Genomic DNA, 17848 nt, shown 5'->3' on the forward strand with positions numbered 1-17848 from the left:
GCAGGGCGGTCGGGCGCGGCTATAGGTTTGCCCCTGGGCGGCATCGGTGATAGAGGCCGCCGCTTGATCGGCGCAGCTCCGCGCCCACATGAATGACGCCATGCTCCAGACCATCCTGCTCGTCGCCATCATCCTGGTCGCCGTCTCCTTGACGGGCGTCGTTCTGCTGCAACGCTCGGAAGGCGGCGCCCTGGGCATGGGCGGCGGACCTTCGGGCTTCATGACCGCGCGCGGCGCGGGCAATCTGCTGACCAAGGTGACCTGGGTTCTGGCCGCCCTGCTGTTCGGCCTGACCATCATCCTGACCGTCGTCGGCAATATGGACCGCGCCTCCACCTCGGTGATCGACGCCGACGCCGTGGGCTCCCTGGCCACGACGCCCCGGCCCCAGCAACAACAGCCCGCCCAAGCCCAGCCGGCCGCCCCCGCCCAACCGTCGGCCCCGTCGCTGGACGATCTGGAAGCCAGCCTGCCGTCGGCGGCGCCGGCGCAGCAGCCGGCCCCCACCCCGGCCCAGTAAGGCCCCGCCGACCCAGAGTTCCGAAAGCGCGCCGCAGGGCGCGCTTTCTTCTTTTGATCAACAGTTCGATTCGCCGAGGCCCATGCGTCGTTCGCGAATCATGGAGTAAGGTGTCCGCCCATGGCTCGCTATGTGTTCATCACCGGCGGCGTGGTTTCCTCGCTTGGAAAAGGCCTCGCTTCCGCCGCTCTCGGCGCTCTTCTGCAGGCGCGCGGCTATAAGGTCCGCCTGCGCAAGCTCGACCCCTATCTGAACGTCGATCCGGGGACGATGAGCCCCTATCAGCACGGCGAGGTCTTCGTGACCGACGACGGCGCCGAGACCGATCTGGACCTGGGCCACTATGAGCGGTTCACCGGCGTGTCGGCGGCCAAGTCCGACAACATCACCACCGGCCGGATCTATTCGACCATTCTGGAGAAGGAGCGGCGCGGCGACTATCTGGGCGCCACCGTCCAGGTCATTCCCCACGTCACCGACCAGATCAAATCCTTCTGCCTGACCCCGGCCCTGACGGACGCGGGCGAGGACGTGGACTTCGTTCTGGTCGAGATCGGCGGCACGGTCGGCGACATCGAGGGCCTGCCCTTCTTCGAAGCCATCCGCCAGCTGGGCCAGGACCTGCCGCGCGGCAAGAGCTGTTTCGTCCACCTGACCCTCTTGCCCTTCATCAAGACGGCCGGGGAGATGAAGACCAAGCCGACGCAGCATTCGGTCAAGGAGCTGCGATCCATCGGCATCCAGCCCGATATCCTGCTGTGCCGCTGCGAACAGCCGATCCCGGCCGAGGAGAAGCGCAAGATCGGCCAGTTCTGCAACGTCCGCGAAAGCGGCGTGATCCAGGCGATGGACTCGGCCGACATCTACGCCGTGCCGCTGGACTATCACCGCGAGGGGCTGGACAAGGAGGTCCTGGCCCATTTCGGCATCGAGGACGCGCCCGAGCCCGATCTGACGCGCTGGCGGGAGATCGCACGGCGCCGGCTGCAGCCCGACGGCGAGGTCACCATCGCCGTGGTCGGCAAATATACGGTGCTGAAGGACGCCTATAAGTCCCTGATCGAGGCCCTGCACCACGGCGGGGTCGCGAACAACGTCAAGGTCAATATCGACTGGGTCGAGGCCGACACCTTCGAAGGCGATCCGGAAGCCTGTGAGGAGCGGCTTCAGGGCGCCCACGCCGTTCTGGTGCCCGGCGGCTTCGGCGAGCGTGGGTCGGAAGGCAAGATCGAGGCGGCGCGGTTCGCCCGCGAGCGCAACATCCCCTATTTCGGCATCTGTTTCGGCATGCAGATGGCGGTGATCGAGGCGGCGCGGAACCTGGCCGGTTTTCCCAAGGCCTCCTCGACGGAGTTCGGGCCTACGACCGAGCCGGTCGTGGGTCTGATGACCGAATGGACCCAGGGCAACCAGCGCGTCCTGCGCCAGCAGGGCGGCGACCTGGGCGGCACCATGCGGCTGGGCGCCTATGAATCGACCCTGGCCGAAGGGTCTCGGATCGCCGAAATCTATGGGACCACGACCATCAGCGAACGGCACCGCCATCGCTATGAGGTCAACATCAACTATCGCGAGGCGATCGAGGCCAAGGCCGGTCTGGTCTTCGCCGGGCTGTCGCCCGACGGCGTCCTGCCCGAAACAGTGGAGCGGCCGGACCATCCCTGGTTCATCGGCGTCCAATATCACCCGGAGCTGAAGAGCCGCCCCTTCGCGCCGCATCCGCTGTTCGCCAGCTTCATTGCGGCGGCCGTGGTGCAGAGCCGGCTGGTGTGAGAACGGCGCTCACGGACCTGCGATTCCAGTTGGCGTCCTTTTTGCGATAAAATGCCTGGAACGGATCGAATTAGGATGATCCGACAGGATGGACCGTCGATGATCGGCGCCTTGCTCTATTACCTGCACCGGCATGTCCGCCTGGTGCTCATTGTCGCGGGCCTTGGGCTCATGTTCGGCGTCGGCGTGATCGGCTATGAGGTCGTTCGCGGCCTGGCGGCGGCGTCGGCCCACCCGGCGCAAACCGGGCGGGCCTGAGCCGTCAGTCGATCTTCAGCCGCATGAAGATCATGCCGCCGTCCGGATCGCCGCCGTAGATCGGCTCCAGCGCGTCCGGCACGCGGTTCATCGCATAGAGGGCGCCGAGGCCGAAGCGGACGCGCGGGGCGATCCGCCAGTCGCGGACGGCGCCCAGAGAGGCCTTGCCCACCGTATAGAGCGGGCCATGACCGCCGTGGTCGCCGGGAACCAGTTCGTCCGTTTCGATCCGCTCGGCGCGGGCGAAGACGGTCCAGCGGTCGTTCGGATGGAGGGCGGATTCCAGCAGCCAGCCGTCCTTGGATTCATCGTGACTGTTGGTCTTGCGGCCCCAGGCCAGGGTCGAGGACCACCAGCCGGTCGCGCCCAGGCGGCGGGTGTGGAGGACGCTGGCCGACCATTTGGTCTCGTCCTCGTCAGGCTCGAGCTGTTCGGGAGCCGAGACATCGGCGTAGGAGGCCTGGAGGGCCCAGTCGGACGATGGGTTCCAGGAGGCTCGCACCGACCAGCTGTCCAGCTTCGGCTCATCTATGCCCCAGCGTTCCTCGTCCGGCTCGCGCCCCTTGAAGGCCGAGGTCTCGATCTTGAACCGGTCGTGGGCCCAGCCCAGGGTGGTGACGCCGAAGACGATATGGGTCGAGTCCAGCCAGTGGTGGGTGATGGGCGCCTCGGGACTGTCCATGGCGCTCATCCGATGCATGAAGGCGGGCGGGCCGAAGGCGGGTTCGCCGGGCAGGCCGATGTAGCCGTACACGCTGTCCTTGTCGGACAGGCGTTTCGAATAGCTGGCCGACAGCTCCATGAAGAAGTCGTGCGGGTGCTGGCGGTCCACCAGGGGATCGACGCCGTTCGCCGTCTCGCCGGCGGCCAGCAGCAACGGATAGCCCGACTTGCCCATCAGCGGGTCGGGGCTGAGCATGGCGCGCAGGTTCAGGGTCGAACCGTCGTCGAGGTCGCGGCGGGCCGTGGTCATCAGCATGCCCGAGACGAAGGTCTTGTCGCCGCCGCGGGGACCGGACTGGGTGTCGTAGGTCAGGTTCAGCAGGGCGTGGGTCATCACCGTCCAGTCGCCCCGGACGGTGTGGATTCCGGCGTGTTCGCCGGAATCGGGCTGCCAGCTGGTGCCGGAGGCGTCGCGGCTCATGGCCCAGGCGCCGTAGGGGCTGGTCATTGCGTGGGAGGCGTGCGGAGCCTCCGCGGGCGCTGCGGCGTGCTGGCCGTGATGGCTGTGGTCCTGGGCGGCCGCCGCTGAGGCGAGGGCGAGCAGGGAGACGCCGGCGCAGGCGCCGACGCGGATACGGGTGGCCATGAAAGGCCTCCTTTTCAATGATCGTGACTGAAGGAGCGCCGGAGGGCGCGGGGGTTCAGGTGATCAGGAGGCGGGGCGGGCCGGGCTCGGGCGACAGTCGGCGGCCCGACGGGAGGGCGGGTGAAACGGCGGTCAGGCGAAGCGGCGCCGCAGCCGTCTGCGGACGGGCAGCGGGCGGAATGGTCGGCGCCGCGACGCAGGCGACACAGCAGGCCATGGCCTTCATGGCCTTATCTGGGGCTTTGTCGGGGGCCTTGCCAGACGGGTCCGGCGCCTTGTGGCCCGTCTCGTGGCAGGGCGCCTCGGCCATGGCCGGGATGGCCGAGACGCCGAGGGCGCCCAGGGTCAGCACCGCAAGGGCGCCGACCAGCAGCAGAAGGGACGAGACGATCTTCACGACGCCAAGGATAGGCGTTGCACTCCCCCGTCGCAATGGATCGCCCGCGTCATTCACCGGGCCGGCTTCTTGTCGACCAGGGGCAGGCCGGGGGCGTCGGGCGGGGTTCGGCCGCCCGGGCCCAGTTCCCGCTGCATGAAGACGACGTCGCGCCAGTCGTCGTGTTTCCAGCCTGCCGCCTTGAACACCCCGGCGTCGGCGAAGCCGCGGGCGCGGTGCAGGGCGATGGAGCCCTGGTTCGCGGAGTCGCCGATCACGGCGACCATCTGGCGCAGGCCGAGCGCCTCGCAATGATTGATTAGTTGATCCAGCAGGGCGCCGGCGACGCCGCGGCCGCGGGCTTCTGGCGTGACATAGATCGAGTCCTCGACCATGTAGCGATAGGCCTGGCGGGTGCGGAACGGCCCGGCGTAGGCGTAGCCGACCACGCCGCCGTCGATCACGGCGACCAGGCGGGGCAGGCCCAGGGCCTGGACGGCGGCGAAGCGGGCGGTCATCTCGATCTCGTCCGGCGGCTCCAGCTCGAAGGTGCCGCGCCCGTTGGCGACGCTTTCGGCATAGATGGCGGTGACGGCCGCCATGTCGGCGGGGGTCGCCTCGCGGATCTGGACCTCAGACCGCATCAGCCCAGCAGCCGCGCCGCCTGGGGGGCGAAATAGGTCAGGACGCCCGCGCAGCCGGCGCGCTTGAACCCGTGCAGGGTCTCAAGGATGGCCCGGTCCTGGTCCAGCCAGCCGTTGGCGATCGAGGCCTGGATCATCGCGTACTCGCCCGAGACCTGATAGGCGAAGGTCGGGACGCGGAAGGTGTCGGACACACGCCGGACGATGTCGAGATAGGGCATGCCCGGCTTGACCATGACCGCGTCGGCGCCTTCCGACAGGTCCATGGCGACCTCCTTCAGGGCCTCGTCGGAGTTGGCGTAGTCCATCTGATAGGTCTTCTTGTCGCCCTTCAGCGCCCTCGAGGAGCCGACGGCGTCGCGGTAAGGGCCGTAGAAGGCCGAGGCGTATTTGGCCGCATAGGAGAGGATCAGGGTGTCCTGGAAGCCGTTGGCCTCCAGGGCCTCGCGCACCGCCTGGATGCGGCCGTCCATCATGTCCGAGGGGGCCACGACGTCGGCGCCGGCGTGGGCGTGGATGAAGGCCTGTTCGGCCAGGCGATCCAGGCTGGCGTCATTGACGATCCGCTCGCCCTCCAGAACCCCGTCGTGGCCGTGGTCGGTGTAGCAGTCCAGCGCCACGTCGGTCATGATTCCGATCTCGGGCGCGGCGTCCTTGATGGCCTTGATGCTCTCGGGGATCAGGCCGTCGGGATCGGTGGCGCCCGTGCCGACCGCGTCCTTGAGGGCGCCGTCGACATTGGGGAAGAGGGCCAGCATCGGAATGCCCAGATCGCGCGCCTCGACCGCCGCCTTTGCGGCTTCCTTGGGCGACAGGCGGAAGACGCCGGGCATGGAGGCGACGGGGACGCGGTCCTCGGCGCCGTCGTGGACGATCAAAGGCCAGATCAGGTCGGCCGGGGTCAGGACGGTCTCGGCGACCATGCGGCGCACCCAGGGGCTGGCGCGCAGACGCCGGGGACGGGCGAGCGGGAAGGGGGCAGGCTGGTAGGGGAGCATGGCGAGACCTTGGAAATCTGTCGCCGGACTAGCGCCGCCGGGGCCGGGGCGCAAATCGCGTGAGGATTCGGATCGTTTCAAGCGGGATACCGGCTTGCGCCGGGCGCCGAAATGCGAGCCTATCGCGACGAACTGAGGGAGACGAAGATGATGAGACGATGGGCGGCGGGCGCGGCGGTTCTGGCCCTGGCGGCGGGACTGTCGGGATGTATCATCATCGCCTCCGACGGCGGCGACCGGACGGTGGTCGTGGACAGCGCGTCCTCGTCCGCCCCCGCCTATGTCTCCCTCTATGCCGACGCCGTCGCCGATCCGAAGCGCCCGGCCGAGGAGGTGGCGCGCGATCCTCTGCGTCATCCAGCCGAGATCCTGGCTTTCGCCCAGGTCGCGCCCGGCGACAAGGTGGCCGACATCCGCCCCGGCGCCGGCTATTTCACCCGCCTGTTCTCCGACGTGGTCGGGCCGACGGGCCGGGTCTACGCCTTCGTGCCCGAGCGGACCATGACGCGGGAAAACCCCCTGGCCGACGCCCTGGTCGCGGCCTATCCCAATGTGACGCGGGTCAACGGCCTGCTGGACTCCATGACCTATGACCAGCCGCTGGACCTGGTCTTCATGAGCCAGGAGTACCACGACTTCCACATTGCCGGTTTCAACACCGATGTGGCCAGGATGAACGCCGCGGTCTTCGCCGCCCTGAAGCCCGGCGGCCGCTATATTCTGATCGACCACCAGGCGGCGCCGGGGACGGGGATTTCGGCGGTCCAGACCCTGCACCGGATCGAGGGCGATTATCTGAGGCGCGAGGTCGAGGCCGCCGGCTTCGTCTTCGAGGCCGAGAGCCGGGCGGTCGCCAATCCCGACGACGACCACAGTCTGAACGTCTTCGACGCGGCCATCCGCGGCAAGACCGACCAGTTCGTCTATCGTTTCAGAAAGCCGGGCTGAGACCTCAGCGCCGACGCGGGGCCAGGATGTCGGACAGCCGGTCCGGGGTTCCTTCGATCCGCACCAGACGCGGATAGCGCAGGCCGTCGTGATAGTCGAAGGCGACGGTGCGGAACCGGTCGCCGGACTTGATCAGCAGCTCCAGGGGGGTGTCCGTCCCCTTGGCGGCCGTGACGGCGTCGCGCAGAACCTCGGCCGAGCCCGCCTTGCCGTTGACGGCGACAAGCGACCAGCCGGCGCCGATCCCCTGTTCGAAGGCCGGGCCGCCCCAGCGGATATTGGTCAGCTTGTCACCCGACAGGCTGAAGCCCAGCGAATATTGGAAGTCATTGGCCCAGCCGCCGTTCGCCGCCTTTTCATCGGCGTTGGGCGTGTCGGTATAGGTCAGGCGCCAGCCGCCCCGTTCGATCCCCGCCAGGGGCGCGCGGGCGTCAGGGCCGACGGCGTCCAGCCTTTCGCGCAGGAAGCCGGCCCAGTCGTGCGGATGGACGGCGTTCAGGGCGGCGACGACCTGATCGAAGGTGTAGCCCTGGGGCGCCCAGGCGCCGTCGCTGTGGCCGAAGAAGGCCCGGGCGAAGTCGTCGAGCGACTTGCGCCCGTTCGTCTCGGCCCGGATCAGGGTGTCGGCGTCCAGCCAGACCAGCAGGCTTTCACGATAGTAGTCGCCGGTGCCCCGCATCCAGGAGGGGTATTGGCCGGGCACGCGGTAGCCCAGGAGATTGTGGTTGTTGGTGTCCTGAAGGGCGCGCCACTGACGGCCGGGCTGGTTGTCATAGAAGGCGGCGATCGAGGCCAGGGTCGCCAGGGCCACCCCCTTGGAATGCAGGCCCGAACGGGCGGCCAGGACATCGCCCCAATATTCCGTCTGGCCCTCATAGACCCACAGCAGGGTGTTCTGGGTCGGGACGTTGTGGTTGGCGGTCAGCTCATCCGCCGGGCGCATGAACTTGCCGTTCCAGGAGTGGGTGTATTCGTGGGGCAGAAGGGCGCGGTCGCCGGCGCTCTTGGCCCAGTCGGTGAAGAAGCCGGGGGCGCCGGTGTTCTCGGAGGAGCGATGATGCTCCAGGCCGATGCCGCCCATCTGATCGGTCAGGGCGAAGAGGAACTCATAGTTGTCGAAGTGACGGGCGCCGAACAGGCGGTCGGCCTGCTGGACCATGTTCTCGTAGAGCTTCAACTGCTCTTCGGTGGCGGCGAGACCTTTCTCCTCGTCGGCGAGGAGGTTCAGGTGGACCCTTGATTCAGACGGGGCGCCGTTCGGGTCGATATCGACGCGGCGGTAGTGGGCGCCGGCGAAGACCGGGCTGTCGATCAGGGTGTAGAGGTCGGTGGTCTCCAGCCGGGCCAGGTCGCCGTCGCGGCCTTCGGTCTTCAGGGCCGTGCCGTAGTTCCAGCCGGCGGGCAGGCGGATGGAGGGGGCGACCCGGATCTGGCGGCTGAAATAGCCGGCCGGATAGAGGATGGCCTTCTCCCACTGCAGATTGACCATGGCCGGGGTCATCAGGACGCGCCAGTTGGAGCTGTCCGGCTGGGTCAGCTGTTCGAAGGCGACCTCGATCGCCGTCACGCCCGCCGGGACCTCTAGATGGAAGGCGTAGGGATCGAGGGTGTCGCGCAGCCATTCCAGCCTCTGGCCGTTCGCCGTGACGGTGAGGCCGGCCAGCAGCTGGATGGGGCCGGTGGCGGCGTGGTTGCCCGGCAGATATTTCGGATAGAGCAGGGTCAGCGGGCCGGGAGCGGCGACGGGGATGGTCTGGCTGACGCGGATGATTCGCCGGTCCAGGTCGGTGATGTCGGCCCGGTACTGGATGACGCCGGGATAGGGTTTGTCCGCAGGGGCGGGGATGGCCGGTTGGGGCCGCGGCAGGGCCAGGGACGCGTCGCGCGCCTCGACCACCACCGGCGTCGACTGGAAATCCTGGGCCAGGGCTGGGGCGGCCGTCATCAGGGCGGCGAGGCAGGCGGCGGCGGTCAGGCGGGTACGCGGCATCAGGTCATCCGAACGAGAGGGCAGATCTGCACCGTCGGGGAGCGGGCAAGGGGCGTCAAGTGCAGCGGGCGCGGTGCGGCGTTAGAGCCCCTCCGTCACGGCGCCGAGCGGCACCGCGCCACCTCCCCACCCTGTGGAGAGGAGACGGTGTTGTCTCCTCCCTGTCGCGAGGCGATGGGGCGGCGGCTCGGAGCGAAGCGGAGAGACAGAAAGGGGGGCTACCGGCGTCAACGTCGGCGCGGCGTCAGTATGTCGCCCAGCCGGTCCGGGGTTCCGGGGATGCGTTCCAGGCGCGGGTAGCGAAGGCCGTCGTGATAGTCGAGGACCACGGTCCGGTACTGGTCGCCGTCCTTGACGATCAGGGTAATCGGCACGGCGGGGTCCTTGGCGGCGGTGACGGCCTCGGCCAGTCGGTCGGGCTTGGCGGCCTGGCCGTTGACGGCCACGATCTCCATGCCCGGCGCCAGGCCGGCCTTGAAGGACGGGCTGCCCCACTGGACGCTGCGGATCGCATTGTTCTCGCCGGTCTGCAGGCCCAGGGAATAGGTGAAGTCGTTGCGCTTGAACTCGCCGTACAGGGTCTTCTGATAGGCCGTCGGGGTTTCGCCGTAGGTCAGCCGCCAGCCGCCGCGCTCCAGCCCGTCCAGCGGCGCGCGGGCGTCGGGGCCGACGGCGTCCAGGCGGGCGCGCAGGAAGGCCGCCCAGTCGTTCTCGACCACCCCGTTCAGGGCCGCGACCACGTCTTCGAAGGTGTAGGGCGCCGGTTCGAAACTGCCGTCCTGAACGCCGTAGAAGGCGCGGGCGAAGTCGTCGAGCGACTTGCGCCCGCCGGTCTTCTCGCGGATCGTGGTGTCGACGTCCAGCCAGATCAGCTGGCCCTCGGAATAGTAGTCCTCGTCCCTCTGCCAGGACAGCCAGGCCTTGGGCCGGCGCTGGCTGATGATCGGGTCGTTGGTGGTGTCCTGAAGCGCGCGCCAGCCGCGCCCGACCCGGTAGTCATAGGAGGCCGCCGTCATGGCCAGGGAGTCCAGGGCCTGTTCCCTGGTCAGCAGGCCCGAACGGGCGGCGACGACCTGGCCGTAATATTGCGTCTGGCCCTCATAGACCCACAGCAGGCTGTTCTGCATCGGGCTGTTGAAGTTGGGCACATACTGGTCCGCCGGGCGACGCCATTTGCCGTCCCAGGAGTGGTTCATCTCGTGGCTGAGCAGATCACGGTCGCCCAGATGGGTGGCCCAGCCGGTGAAGAACTCGGGATCGACCGAGTTCTCGGAGGAACGGTGATGCTCAAGCCCGATGCCGCCCAGCTTGTCGGTCATGGCGATCAGGAAGTCGTAGTGGTCGAAATGGCGGGCGCCGTAGAGCCGGTCCATCTGGGTCACGAGATTGCGCAGGATCTGGATCTGCTCGTCGGTGGCTTCCAGGCTCTTGGCCTCGTCGGCGACGATGTTGGCGCGAACCGGCGAGCGGCCGCCGGGATCCAGGTCGATCTGGCGATAGTGGAGGCCGGCGAAGACCGGGCTGTCGACCAGGACCTCCAGATTGACCGGCTTGAAGGTCTGGACGTCGCCGGTCTTGGTTTCCGGCTCCAGGGCCGTGCCGAACCGCCAGCCGGTGGGGAACCTGACCGTGGGGTGGACCATGATGTTCCGCGACCAGTGGCCGGCGGGATAGAGCAGCATCTTCTCCCACTGGATGTTCAGCATCTCGGGCGTCATCGTCACCCGGCCCTGGGCGCCGCTGGTCGGCGACAGATGCTGCATGGCGATCTTCAGCTCGGTCGCCCCGGCCGGAACCGTGATGTGATAGGCGAAGGGGCTGAGGGTGTCGCGGACCCATTCGACCCGCCGGCCGTTCGCGGTGATCTCGATCCCCGCCAGCTGGGTGATCGGCCCGACCGGACCGTGATTGCCCGGCAGCCATTCAGGGAAGAACAGAACCATGGGCCCGCTCTGGGCGACGGGAAGGGTCTCGGTGATCGAGAAGATGTGCTGGCCCAGGTTGGTCGCGTCGATCTCAAGACCGATCACCCCCGGATAGGCGACGTCGCGCGCCGCAGGGATGGGCGTAAGGGGCGTCGGCAGGGCGGGCGCCGCCGTCGACGCCTGTTGCGCCAGGGCGGCCGGGGCGGCAGAGGCCAGCAGGAGGGCGAGGCCGACGGCGCGAAGGCGGGTGCGGATCATGGACGCGGACTTTCGAACTCTGGAAAGGGAGAGGCGCGACAGTCCGCCGCACCGCGTGGATCGTCAAGCGGTCGGGCCGATCGGACTCCGAAAATCTCGTTCGCCCGGACCCAGGCGTCAGGCGCCGGGGGTCACGTCCAGCAGCTCCACCGAAAAGCGCAGGGTGGAGTTGGGCGGAAGCTGATCGCCGCCGACCCAGCGCGAGCCATAGGCCAGGGCCGGGGGGATGACGAACTCATAAATCTCGCCCACCCGCATCAAGGCGACCCCTTCGGTCCAGCCCTTGATGACCCGGTTCAGCGGAAACTTGGCTGGTTCGTTGCGGGCGTAGGAGCTGTCGAACTCCCGCCCGTCGATGAAGGTCCCGCGATAATGGACCTTGACCGTGTCGGCGGCGGTGGGTTGGACCCCCTCGGGATGGGCCTTGCCCACGCGGCGATACTGCAGACCGCTGGCGGTGGTGGTCCAGCCGCGCCGGGCGCCGTTCCACGTCAGATAGGCTTGGTTTCCGGCGTCCCAGGCCTGCTGCGGCGTCTGTCCGGCCTGGCCCTCGACCTGGGCGGCGGCGCGGGCGGCCGCCGAGGCCGTTTCGGCGTAGGAGACCGGCGTCCCGCGCGTCGCGCAGGCGGAAAGGGCGAGGGCGGCGAGGAGGATCGGCAGGGTGCGAGTCATAAGGCGACGCTATCAGGCCGAACGGGCCGCCGCCAACCGTCTTTGCGCGAAGGCGACATAAGCGGAAGGAGCGGGAAATTGAGCCGGCGGGGTTCCAATCGGGACTTAAGGCGTTAGACCCGCGACCATGTCCATAGACAACTCTCTCGCCGAAGCAGTGGCGGCCGGTCGCCAGGCCGTGGCCGTCGACGCCGTCATGATCGCCAAGCTGACCGACATGGCCGGCGACTTCGCAGTCAATCTGATCATCGCGGCCCTGATCTTCGCGGCGACCCTGTTTGCGGCCAAATGGGCGGCGGGGCTGGCGCGAAGGGCGCTGTCGCGGATCGGCGCCTTCCGCCACGACCAGACGGTCCTCAGTTTCGCCGTCCAGGTGGTGCGGGTGGTGGTGATCGTCATCGGCATGATCGCCGTGCTGCAAAGGCTGGGGGTGCAGACCACCTCCATCATCGCGGTTCTGGGCGCGGCGTCGCTGGCCGTGGGTCTGGCGCTTCAGGGCACATTGTCCAATGTGGCCTCGGGCATCATGCTTCTGATCCTGCGGCCCTACCGCGTCGGGGACGTGGTGGACGTCGGCGGCATGGCCGGGACGGTGCAGCGGCTGGACCTGTTCACGACCCAGCTGTCGAACGCCAACAACCACAAGATCGTCATTCCGAACTCCAAGGTCCTGAGCGACCCCCTGACCAATCTGACCGGTCAGCAGACCCGGCGGATCGAGATCAACTTCACCGTCGGCTACGGCGAGGATCTGAACAAGGCGCGCTGCGTCCTGGCCGACATGGCCGCAGCCCATGACAAGGTTCTGCACGACCCCCATCCCTGGACCGGGGTGACCGGCCTGTTGGACAGCGCGGTCCAGATCACCCTGCACGCCTGGGTCAAGGTCGAGGACTGGTGGCAGACTCAGGCCGATCTGATGCAGGGCGGCAAGGAGGCGCTGGACGCCGCCGAGATCGAGATTCCCTTCCCGCACCAGGTCGCCGTGCCCTATGGCGACGAGGACGTCATGCCGGTGGTCCGTGTGCGGACGGTCGACCCGAACCAGGCCGAAGAGACGAGTACGAAGACCCGCTGATGCGTTACGATTTCGGATCCGACAACACCGCCGGAATGGCGCCCAGCGCCCTGGAGGGCCTGATCCAGGCCAACGCGGGCTTTGTTCCCTCCTACGGCGCCGATGCGATCACGGCGCGGGCTGCCGACCAGATTCGACAGAGGCTGGACGCCGACGCCGACGTCCGTTTCGTCTTCAGCGGCACGGCGGCCAACGCCATCGCCCTGTCGATGCTGACCTATCCGTTCGAGGCGGTGCTGGCGCACAACGCCGCCCATGTCTGCACCGATGAAACGGGGGCGCCGGGCTTCTTCGGCCAGGGGGTGGGGCTGATCGGCCTGCCGGGCTTTTCCGGGCGGATCGATCCCCTGGCGCTGAAGGCGCAGCTGACCGAGCCGGAGGTCGGCCATCGCCAGCCGCCGGCCGCCCTGTCCCTGACCCAGGCCACGGAATACGGCGCCGTCTATACGGAAGAAGAGCTGCGCCATCTGATCGAGCCGGTGAAGGCGTGCGGCTATGGGGTGCATATGGACGGGGCGCGGCTGGCCAACGCGGCTGCGGCCGGGTTCGACCTGAAGGACATTGCGCGCCTGGGCGTGGACATATTGGTGTTCGGCGGCGCCAAGGCGGGCGCGTCTTGCGTCGAGGCCCTGGTCCTGTTCGACAAGAGCCTGGCGCGGCGGCTGGACAATCGGCTGAAACAGGCCGGACAGACGGCGTCCAAGGCCCGGACGCTGGCCGGACCCATGCTGGGGCTGCTGGAAAGCGGCGACTGGGAGGCGGGCGGCGCCCACGCCAATCTGATGGCCCAGCGTCTGGCGGCCGGGATTGCGACGCGCTCGCCCTTCGTCCTGGCCCATCCGGTCGAATCCAATACGGTTTTCGTCCGTATGCCGGCCGAGGCGCACCAGAGGCTGAAGGCCCTGGGCTGGGCCTGTTATCAGTTCGACGACGGATCAGTCCGGTTCGTCTGTTCCTGGGCGACCCAGGAAGAGGCGGTGGACGAGCTGATCGCCGCCATCGCCGGCCTGAACTGAGCCGTCCGTCGCCAGGCGGCCTTTTCCCGGCCGTCTTGACTGTCCATATGCGGACCATGGCGATGCGCGGAGAGCGCTCCGGCGGCCGGCGCGACCCGATGGTCAAGGCGCAGCAGGCGGGGAGCATGCAGGACAGAACGGAAGGCCCGCCGACGCTGAAGGCGCTGGCGGATCTGGTGCGGCTGGTCGGGCGATCGGGCGCGCCGCAGCTGCGCGTGCGGCTGGGGGCGGCGATCACCCTGACCCTGGCGGGCAAGGGTTTGTGCGTGCTGGCGCCCCTGGTCCTGGGCGCGGCGGTCAATCGGCTGGCGGCCGGACAGGGAACGGCCGTCGCCATGGGCTGGGGCTTCGCCGCCTTTGCGGTCGGCTGGGCCCTGGTGCGGTTTCTGTCAGCGGCGGCGCCCCAGGCCTCAGACGTCGTCTTCGCCCCGGTCCGGGCGGCGGCCCAGAGGCGGACAGCCGCCGAAGGCTTCGCCCACGCCCTGAGCCTGTCGCTGGATTTCCACCAGACCAAACGCTCCGGCGCCCTGTCGCGGACCCTGGATCGCGGCTCGCGGGCCGTGGACTTCCTGCTACGTATCCTGGCCTTCAACCTGGTTCCCACCGGGGTGGAGCTGGTGCTGGCGGCGGCGGTGCTGGGCGGCAAGTACGACTGGCGGTTCGCCGCTGTGGCGATCGCGGTGGTGGTCGTCTACGCTTCGGCCACCTTCGCCCTGTCGAACTGGCGGCTGGAGCATCGACGGGTGATGAACGCCGCCGATTCGGAGGCCGCCGGGGTCTCGGTCGACGCCCTGCTCAACTATGAGACGGTCAAGTCGTTCGGCGCCGAGGCGCGGGCGGCCATGACCTATGACCGGGCCCTGGGCGACTATGCGACCGCGGCCCTCAAGGCCAACACCTCCCTGGCCCTGCTGAACGGGATTCAGGCCCTGATCATGAACCTGGGTCTGGGGGTGATGGCGGTGATGGCCGGGTTTGAGGCGGCGGCCGGACGAATGGGGCCGGGCGATGTGACGGCGGCGGTGCTGATCATGGTGTCCCTGTACGCCCCGCTGAACATACTGGGCTTCGCCTATCGCGAGATCCGCCAGTCCTTCATCGACATGGAGGAGATGCTGAAGGTGACGCGCCAGACGCCCCAGGTGGCCGATGTGCTCCACGCCCAGCCTCTGCCGCGCCCGACCGAAGCGCGCGGCGCCGAAGTCGCGTTCCAGCATGTCGGCTTCCGCCACGACGCCCGCGCCAATGGGCTGGAGGACGTCAGCTTCGTGGCGGCGCCCGGAACCACCACCGCCCTGGTCGGGCCCTCGGGGGCGGGCAAGTCGACCATCGTCAAACTGGCCCTGCGGCTGATCGACTCGCAGGAGGGCCGGGTTCTGATCGACGGCCGCGACGTGCGCGACGTGACCCAGGCGTCCTTGCGGGCTGCGGTAGCCCTGGTGCCGCAGGACGTAGCCCTGTTCAACGACACCTTGGCGGCCAATATCGCCTTCGCCCGGCCCGAGGCGGACGAGGCCCAGGTCTGGGCTGCGGCGGAGGCGGCGGAACTGGCCGACTTCATCCGCGGATTACCGGACGGGATGCAGACCCGGGTCGGAGAACGGGGGCTTAAGCTGTCCGGCGGCGAACGCCAGCGGGTGGGCATCGCCCGCGCCCTGCTGGCCGATCCCTGCATCCTGATCCTGGACGAGGCCACCAGCGCCCTGGACAGCCGCACCGAGGCGGCGATCCAGAAGACCCTTCGGCGGGTCAGCGCCGGACGCACCACCCTGGTGGTCGCCCACCGGCTGTCCACCGTGGCCGACGCCGACCAGATCCTGGTGCTGAAGGCGGGGCGGATCGTCGAGCGCGGCGCCCATCACGAACTGGTGGCGCGCCAGGGCGGGGAGTACGCCGCCCTGTGGCGCAAACAGACGCGGGCGGGCAGGACGATTCAGGCGGTCGGTTGAACCGCATGATGAGCCGCCTGATGAGCTGTCTGATGAGCTGTCTGGGGCGTGGCGGGCAGTTTGCGTTTCAGAACCTCGGCCAGGTTGTCGACGATGGCGGCGCGGGGCGCCGCAGCGTCGGTCGGCAGGCTGAGCAGCAGCTTCATGGCCTGGGCGTGGACGGTGGCGATGCGCCAGTCGAAACCACCCTGGCGCGGAGCGGCGTCCAGAAGGTCGCACAGCCCCTTGGCGGCCGTGCACAGATCATCCATCGCAAAGGGGCTGGCCGCGTCGATGATCTGATTGGACGCTGAATAGGCCAGGTCCAGCCGCAGGGCCTCGATCGTGCCGGGCGCAGGCGCGGCCAGGAGGACGGCGATGTTGTCGGCGATGATGGCGCAGGCCTGGTCCCTCAGCCCGCCCAGATTGGCCTGGGCCTGAGCCAGGGCGACGCCGACGCTGACCCCGCCGGGGCGATCCACCATCTCCGCCAGGCGCGAGCGGCGTTGGACGTGGGTGATGACGGTCATGCGAACTCCACCATATTGTCGCGGAGCCTGTCGGCGCGCCGCTCCTCGCCCTCATAGAGTTCGGGGCGGACGAAGCGACGGTCCGGGCCCAGATAGTCCCCGACCTCAAGGAAGGGACGCGCGTCGCGGGCGACCCAAAGGATGCGTTCCAGCAGCATGGCGGCGCTGAAGGGTTTGGTGACGACGAAGTTGGCGCCGCAGTCTCGCGCCTCGGCCACTCGACCCCGTCGGATGTGGCTGGCCGTCATGATGACGGGGGTGAAGGCGTTGGGGTTGGGGCCGGACCGGCGCAGCCAGCGCACCAGTTCGAATCCGTCCATGTCGGGCATGTCGGTGTCGATCAGCAAGAGGTCGATCGGCTTTTCCGCCAGGAGGCTCTGGGCTTGAACGCCGCTGCCGACAGTATAGGCGGGGCGCACGCCGAAGCCGGACAGGACGCCCGTGGTCAGGGTCAGGGAGAAGGGCGAATCATCGACCACCATGACGACGGCGCCGCTCAGATTGAAGACGGCGCTGTCCCTGAGCGTATCCGACTGTGTCGGCATGTCCGATCTTTCCAATCCCCCGGGTCCTATAGGCTAGAACCTGGAGGTGGATGCGCGGTTAACGGCGTTCGATCAGAGGGCGCCGATGGCGTAGAACCGCTCGGCGCGGCGGGTCTTGATCTGCTGGGGCGACAGACCCTGGAAGGACTGAAGCTCCTCGGCCAGGACGTCGCCGACCCGGGCCAGGGCGCCGTCGCGGTCGGCGTGGGCGCCGCCGGTCGGTTCCTCGATCAGACGATCCACGATCTTCAGCGCCATAAGGTCCGGGCCGGTGATCTTCATGGCCATGGCGGCGTCGCGGGCCCGTGCGCCGTCACGCCACAGAATGCCGGCCGCCCCTTCGGGCGAGATAACCGAATAGATCGAATGCTCCAGCATCAGGACGCGGCTGGCGGCGGCGATGGCGATGGCGCCGCCCGATCCGCCTTCGCCGGTGATGGTGGCGATGGAGGGCACGCCCAGGGTCAGGCAGCGTTCGGTCGAACGGGCGATGGCCTCGGCCTGGCCGCGCTCTTCGGCGCCCAGACCCGGATAGGCGCCGGCCGTGTCGATGAAGCTGAGGACCGGCAGGCCGAACTGTTCGGCCATGTCCATCAGGCGCACGGCCTTGCGATAGCCCTCGGGCCGGGCCATGCCGAAGTTGTGGGCCAGGCGGGTTTCCGTGTCGTGGCCCTTCTCATGCCCCATGATGACGACGGGGCGGCCCCGAAACCGCGCCAGCCCGCCGAGAATGGCCTGGTCGTCGCCGAACTGTCGGTCGCCGTGCAGTTCGGTCCAGTCGGTGAACAGGCCTTGGACATAGTCGATGAAGTGGGGGCGTTGCGGATGCCGCGCCACCTGGGTCTTCATCCAAGGGTCCAGCCCGGCGTAGGTCTTCTTGCGCAGCTGCTCGGCCTTTTTGCGCAGGCCGGCGATTTCGTGGTCGAAACCTCCGGAGGTCTCGGACAGGGCCGACAGCTCGTCGATCTTGGCTTCCAGATCGGCGATCGGCTTTTCGAAATCGAGATAGTGCGTGGCCATAAAGGCGTCCGAAAACGGCGGGCGAGGCGCCCCAGGGGAAGGCGGGGGAAACTAGAGAGG

17 protein-coding genes are annotated in these 17848 nt (G+C 68.4%); 7 read left to right on the forward strand and 10 right to left on the reverse strand.

The window, feature by feature from the left end; all coding sequences use genetic code 11:
- Positions 1-100 precede the first annotated feature (100 nt).
- The 3 genes from secG to BSP_RS09340 all read left to right on the forward strand — a co-directional run bounded on the left by secG (position 101) and on the right by BSP_RS09340 (position 2551).
- Positions 101-520 (forward strand): preprotein translocase subunit SecG, encoded by a 420-nt coding sequence (secG, locus tag BSP_RS09330; protein ID WP_370513356.1) that lies wholly within the window; start codon positions 101-103, stop codon positions 518-520.
- Between the two features lie 120 nt (positions 521-640).
- A complete protein-coding gene (locus tag BSP_RS09335; RefSeq protein ID WP_152950112.1) occupies positions 641-2293 on the forward strand; it encodes a CTP synthase in 1653 nt (550 codons plus the stop codon).
- A 75-nt stretch (positions 2294-2368) separates the two neighbouring features.
- Positions 2369-2551: a hypothetical protein gene (locus BSP_RS09340; RefSeq protein WP_152950114.1), complete on the forward strand. Its 183-nt coding sequence runs from the start codon at positions 2369-2371 to the stop codon at positions 2549-2551.
- 4 nt (positions 2552-2555) lie between these two features.
- On the opposite strand, the gene BSP_RS09345 is transcribed toward BSP_RS09340, so the two are convergent.
- The 4 genes from BSP_RS09345 to hemB are packed head-to-tail and all read right to left on the reverse strand — an operon-like array spanning position 2556 to position 5878.
- The gene (locus BSP_RS09345) at positions 2556-3860 is read right to left on the reverse strand and encodes a hypothetical protein (RefSeq protein ID WP_152950116.1); all 1305 of its coding nucleotides are present in this window, start codon (positions 3858-3860) and stop codon (positions 2556-2558) included.
- Positions 3861-3915: 55 nt separating this feature from the next.
- Positions 3916-4257 carry a hypothetical protein gene (locus tag BSP_RS09350; protein ID WP_152950118.1) on the reverse strand — a complete coding sequence of 114 codons (342 nt, stop codon included), beginning with the start codon at positions 4255-4257 and terminating at the stop codon, positions 3916-3918.
- Positions 4258-4310: 53 nt separating this feature from the next.
- Positions 4311-4880, reverse strand: coding sequence for a GNAT family N-acetyltransferase (locus tag BSP_RS09355; protein WP_152950119.1), 570 nt, complete (start codon positions 4878-4880; stop codon positions 4311-4313).
- Positions 4880-5878 (reverse strand): porphobilinogen synthase, encoded by a 999-nt coding sequence (gene hemB / locus BSP_RS09360; RefSeq protein WP_152950121.1) that lies wholly within the window; start codon positions 5876-5878, stop codon positions 4880-4882. The genes BSP_RS09355 and hemB overlap by 1 nt, the downstream gene beginning before the upstream one ends.
- A gap of 147 nt (positions 5879-6025) precedes the next feature.
- Between hemB and BSP_RS09365 the strand changes: the two genes are divergently transcribed.
- A complete protein-coding gene (locus BSP_RS09365; protein WP_227975909.1) occupies positions 6026-6826 on the forward strand; it encodes a class I SAM-dependent methyltransferase in 801 nt (266 codons plus the stop codon).
- Between the two features lie 4 nt (positions 6827-6830).
- Here the strand turns inward: BSP_RS09365 and BSP_RS09370 are convergent, their stop codons facing one another.
- From BSP_RS09370 to BSP_RS09380, 3 genes are all read right to left on the reverse strand, one after another.
- Complete coding sequence (locus tag BSP_RS09370) at positions 6831-8816, reverse strand: M61 family metallopeptidase (RefSeq protein ID WP_152950125.1); 1986 nt, start codon at positions 8814-8816, stop codon at positions 6831-6833.
- A 227-nt stretch (positions 8817-9043) separates the two neighbouring features.
- Entirely contained in the window at positions 9044-10999 is a 1956-nt protein-coding gene (locus tag BSP_RS09375; RefSeq protein WP_152950127.1) for a M61 family metallopeptidase, read from the reverse strand.
- 117 nt (positions 11000-11116) lie between these two features.
- Positions 11117-11671, reverse strand: a complete 555-nt coding sequence (locus BSP_RS09380; RefSeq protein ID WP_152950128.1) for an FKBP-type peptidyl-prolyl cis-trans isomerase — start codon at positions 11669-11671, stop codon at positions 11117-11119.
- Between the two features lie 127 nt (positions 11672-11798).
- Between BSP_RS09380 and BSP_RS09385 the strand changes: the two genes are divergently transcribed.
- The 3 genes from BSP_RS09385 to BSP_RS09395 all read left to right on the forward strand — a co-directional run bounded on the left by BSP_RS09385 (position 11799) and on the right by BSP_RS09395 (position 15714).
- Positions 11799-12749 (forward strand): mechanosensitive ion channel family protein, encoded by a 951-nt coding sequence (locus BSP_RS09385; RefSeq protein ID WP_152950130.1) that lies wholly within the window; start codon positions 11799-11801, stop codon positions 12747-12749.
- A complete protein-coding gene (locus tag BSP_RS09390) occupies positions 12749-13765 on the forward strand; it encodes a low specificity L-threonine aldolase (protein WP_054765588.1) in 1017 nt (338 codons plus the stop codon). Before BSP_RS09385 ends, BSP_RS09390 begins: the two co-directional genes overlap by 1 nt.
- Before the next feature lie 125 nt (positions 13766-13890).
- Positions 13891-15714: an ABC transporter ATP-binding protein/permease gene (locus tag BSP_RS09395; protein ID WP_227975910.1), complete on the forward strand. Its 1824-nt coding sequence runs from the start codon at positions 13891-13893 to the stop codon at positions 15712-15714.
- On the opposite strand, the gene BSP_RS09400 is transcribed toward BSP_RS09395, so the two are convergent.
- The 3 genes from BSP_RS09400 to BSP_RS09410 form a co-directional block, all read right to left on the reverse strand.
- A complete protein-coding gene (locus BSP_RS09400; RefSeq protein ID WP_152950132.1) occupies positions 15699-16223 on the reverse strand; it encodes a chemotaxis protein CheE in 525 nt (174 codons plus the stop codon). The two genes, BSP_RS09395 and BSP_RS09400, sit on opposite strands and share 16 nt — an antisense overlap.
- On the reverse strand, positions 16220-16768 hold the full coding sequence (locus BSP_RS09405; RefSeq protein ID WP_152950134.1) for a response regulator: 549 nt from the start codon (positions 16766-16768) through the stop codon (positions 16220-16222). The genes BSP_RS09400 and BSP_RS09405 overlap by 4 nt, the downstream gene beginning before the upstream one ends.
- A gap of 72 nt (positions 16769-16840) precedes the next feature.
- Positions 16841-17788 (reverse strand): acetyl-CoA carboxylase carboxyltransferase subunit alpha, encoded by a 948-nt coding sequence (locus tag BSP_RS09410; protein ID WP_152950136.1) that lies wholly within the window; start codon positions 17786-17788, stop codon positions 16841-16843.
- Between the last annotated feature and the right edge of the window lie 60 nt (positions 17789-17848).

Origin of the sequence: Brevundimonas sp. Bb-A (assembly GCF_009394735.1) — a bacterium.
Lineage (GTDB): Bacteria > Pseudomonadota > Alphaproteobacteria > Caulobacterales > Caulobacteraceae > Brevundimonas > Brevundimonas aurantiaca.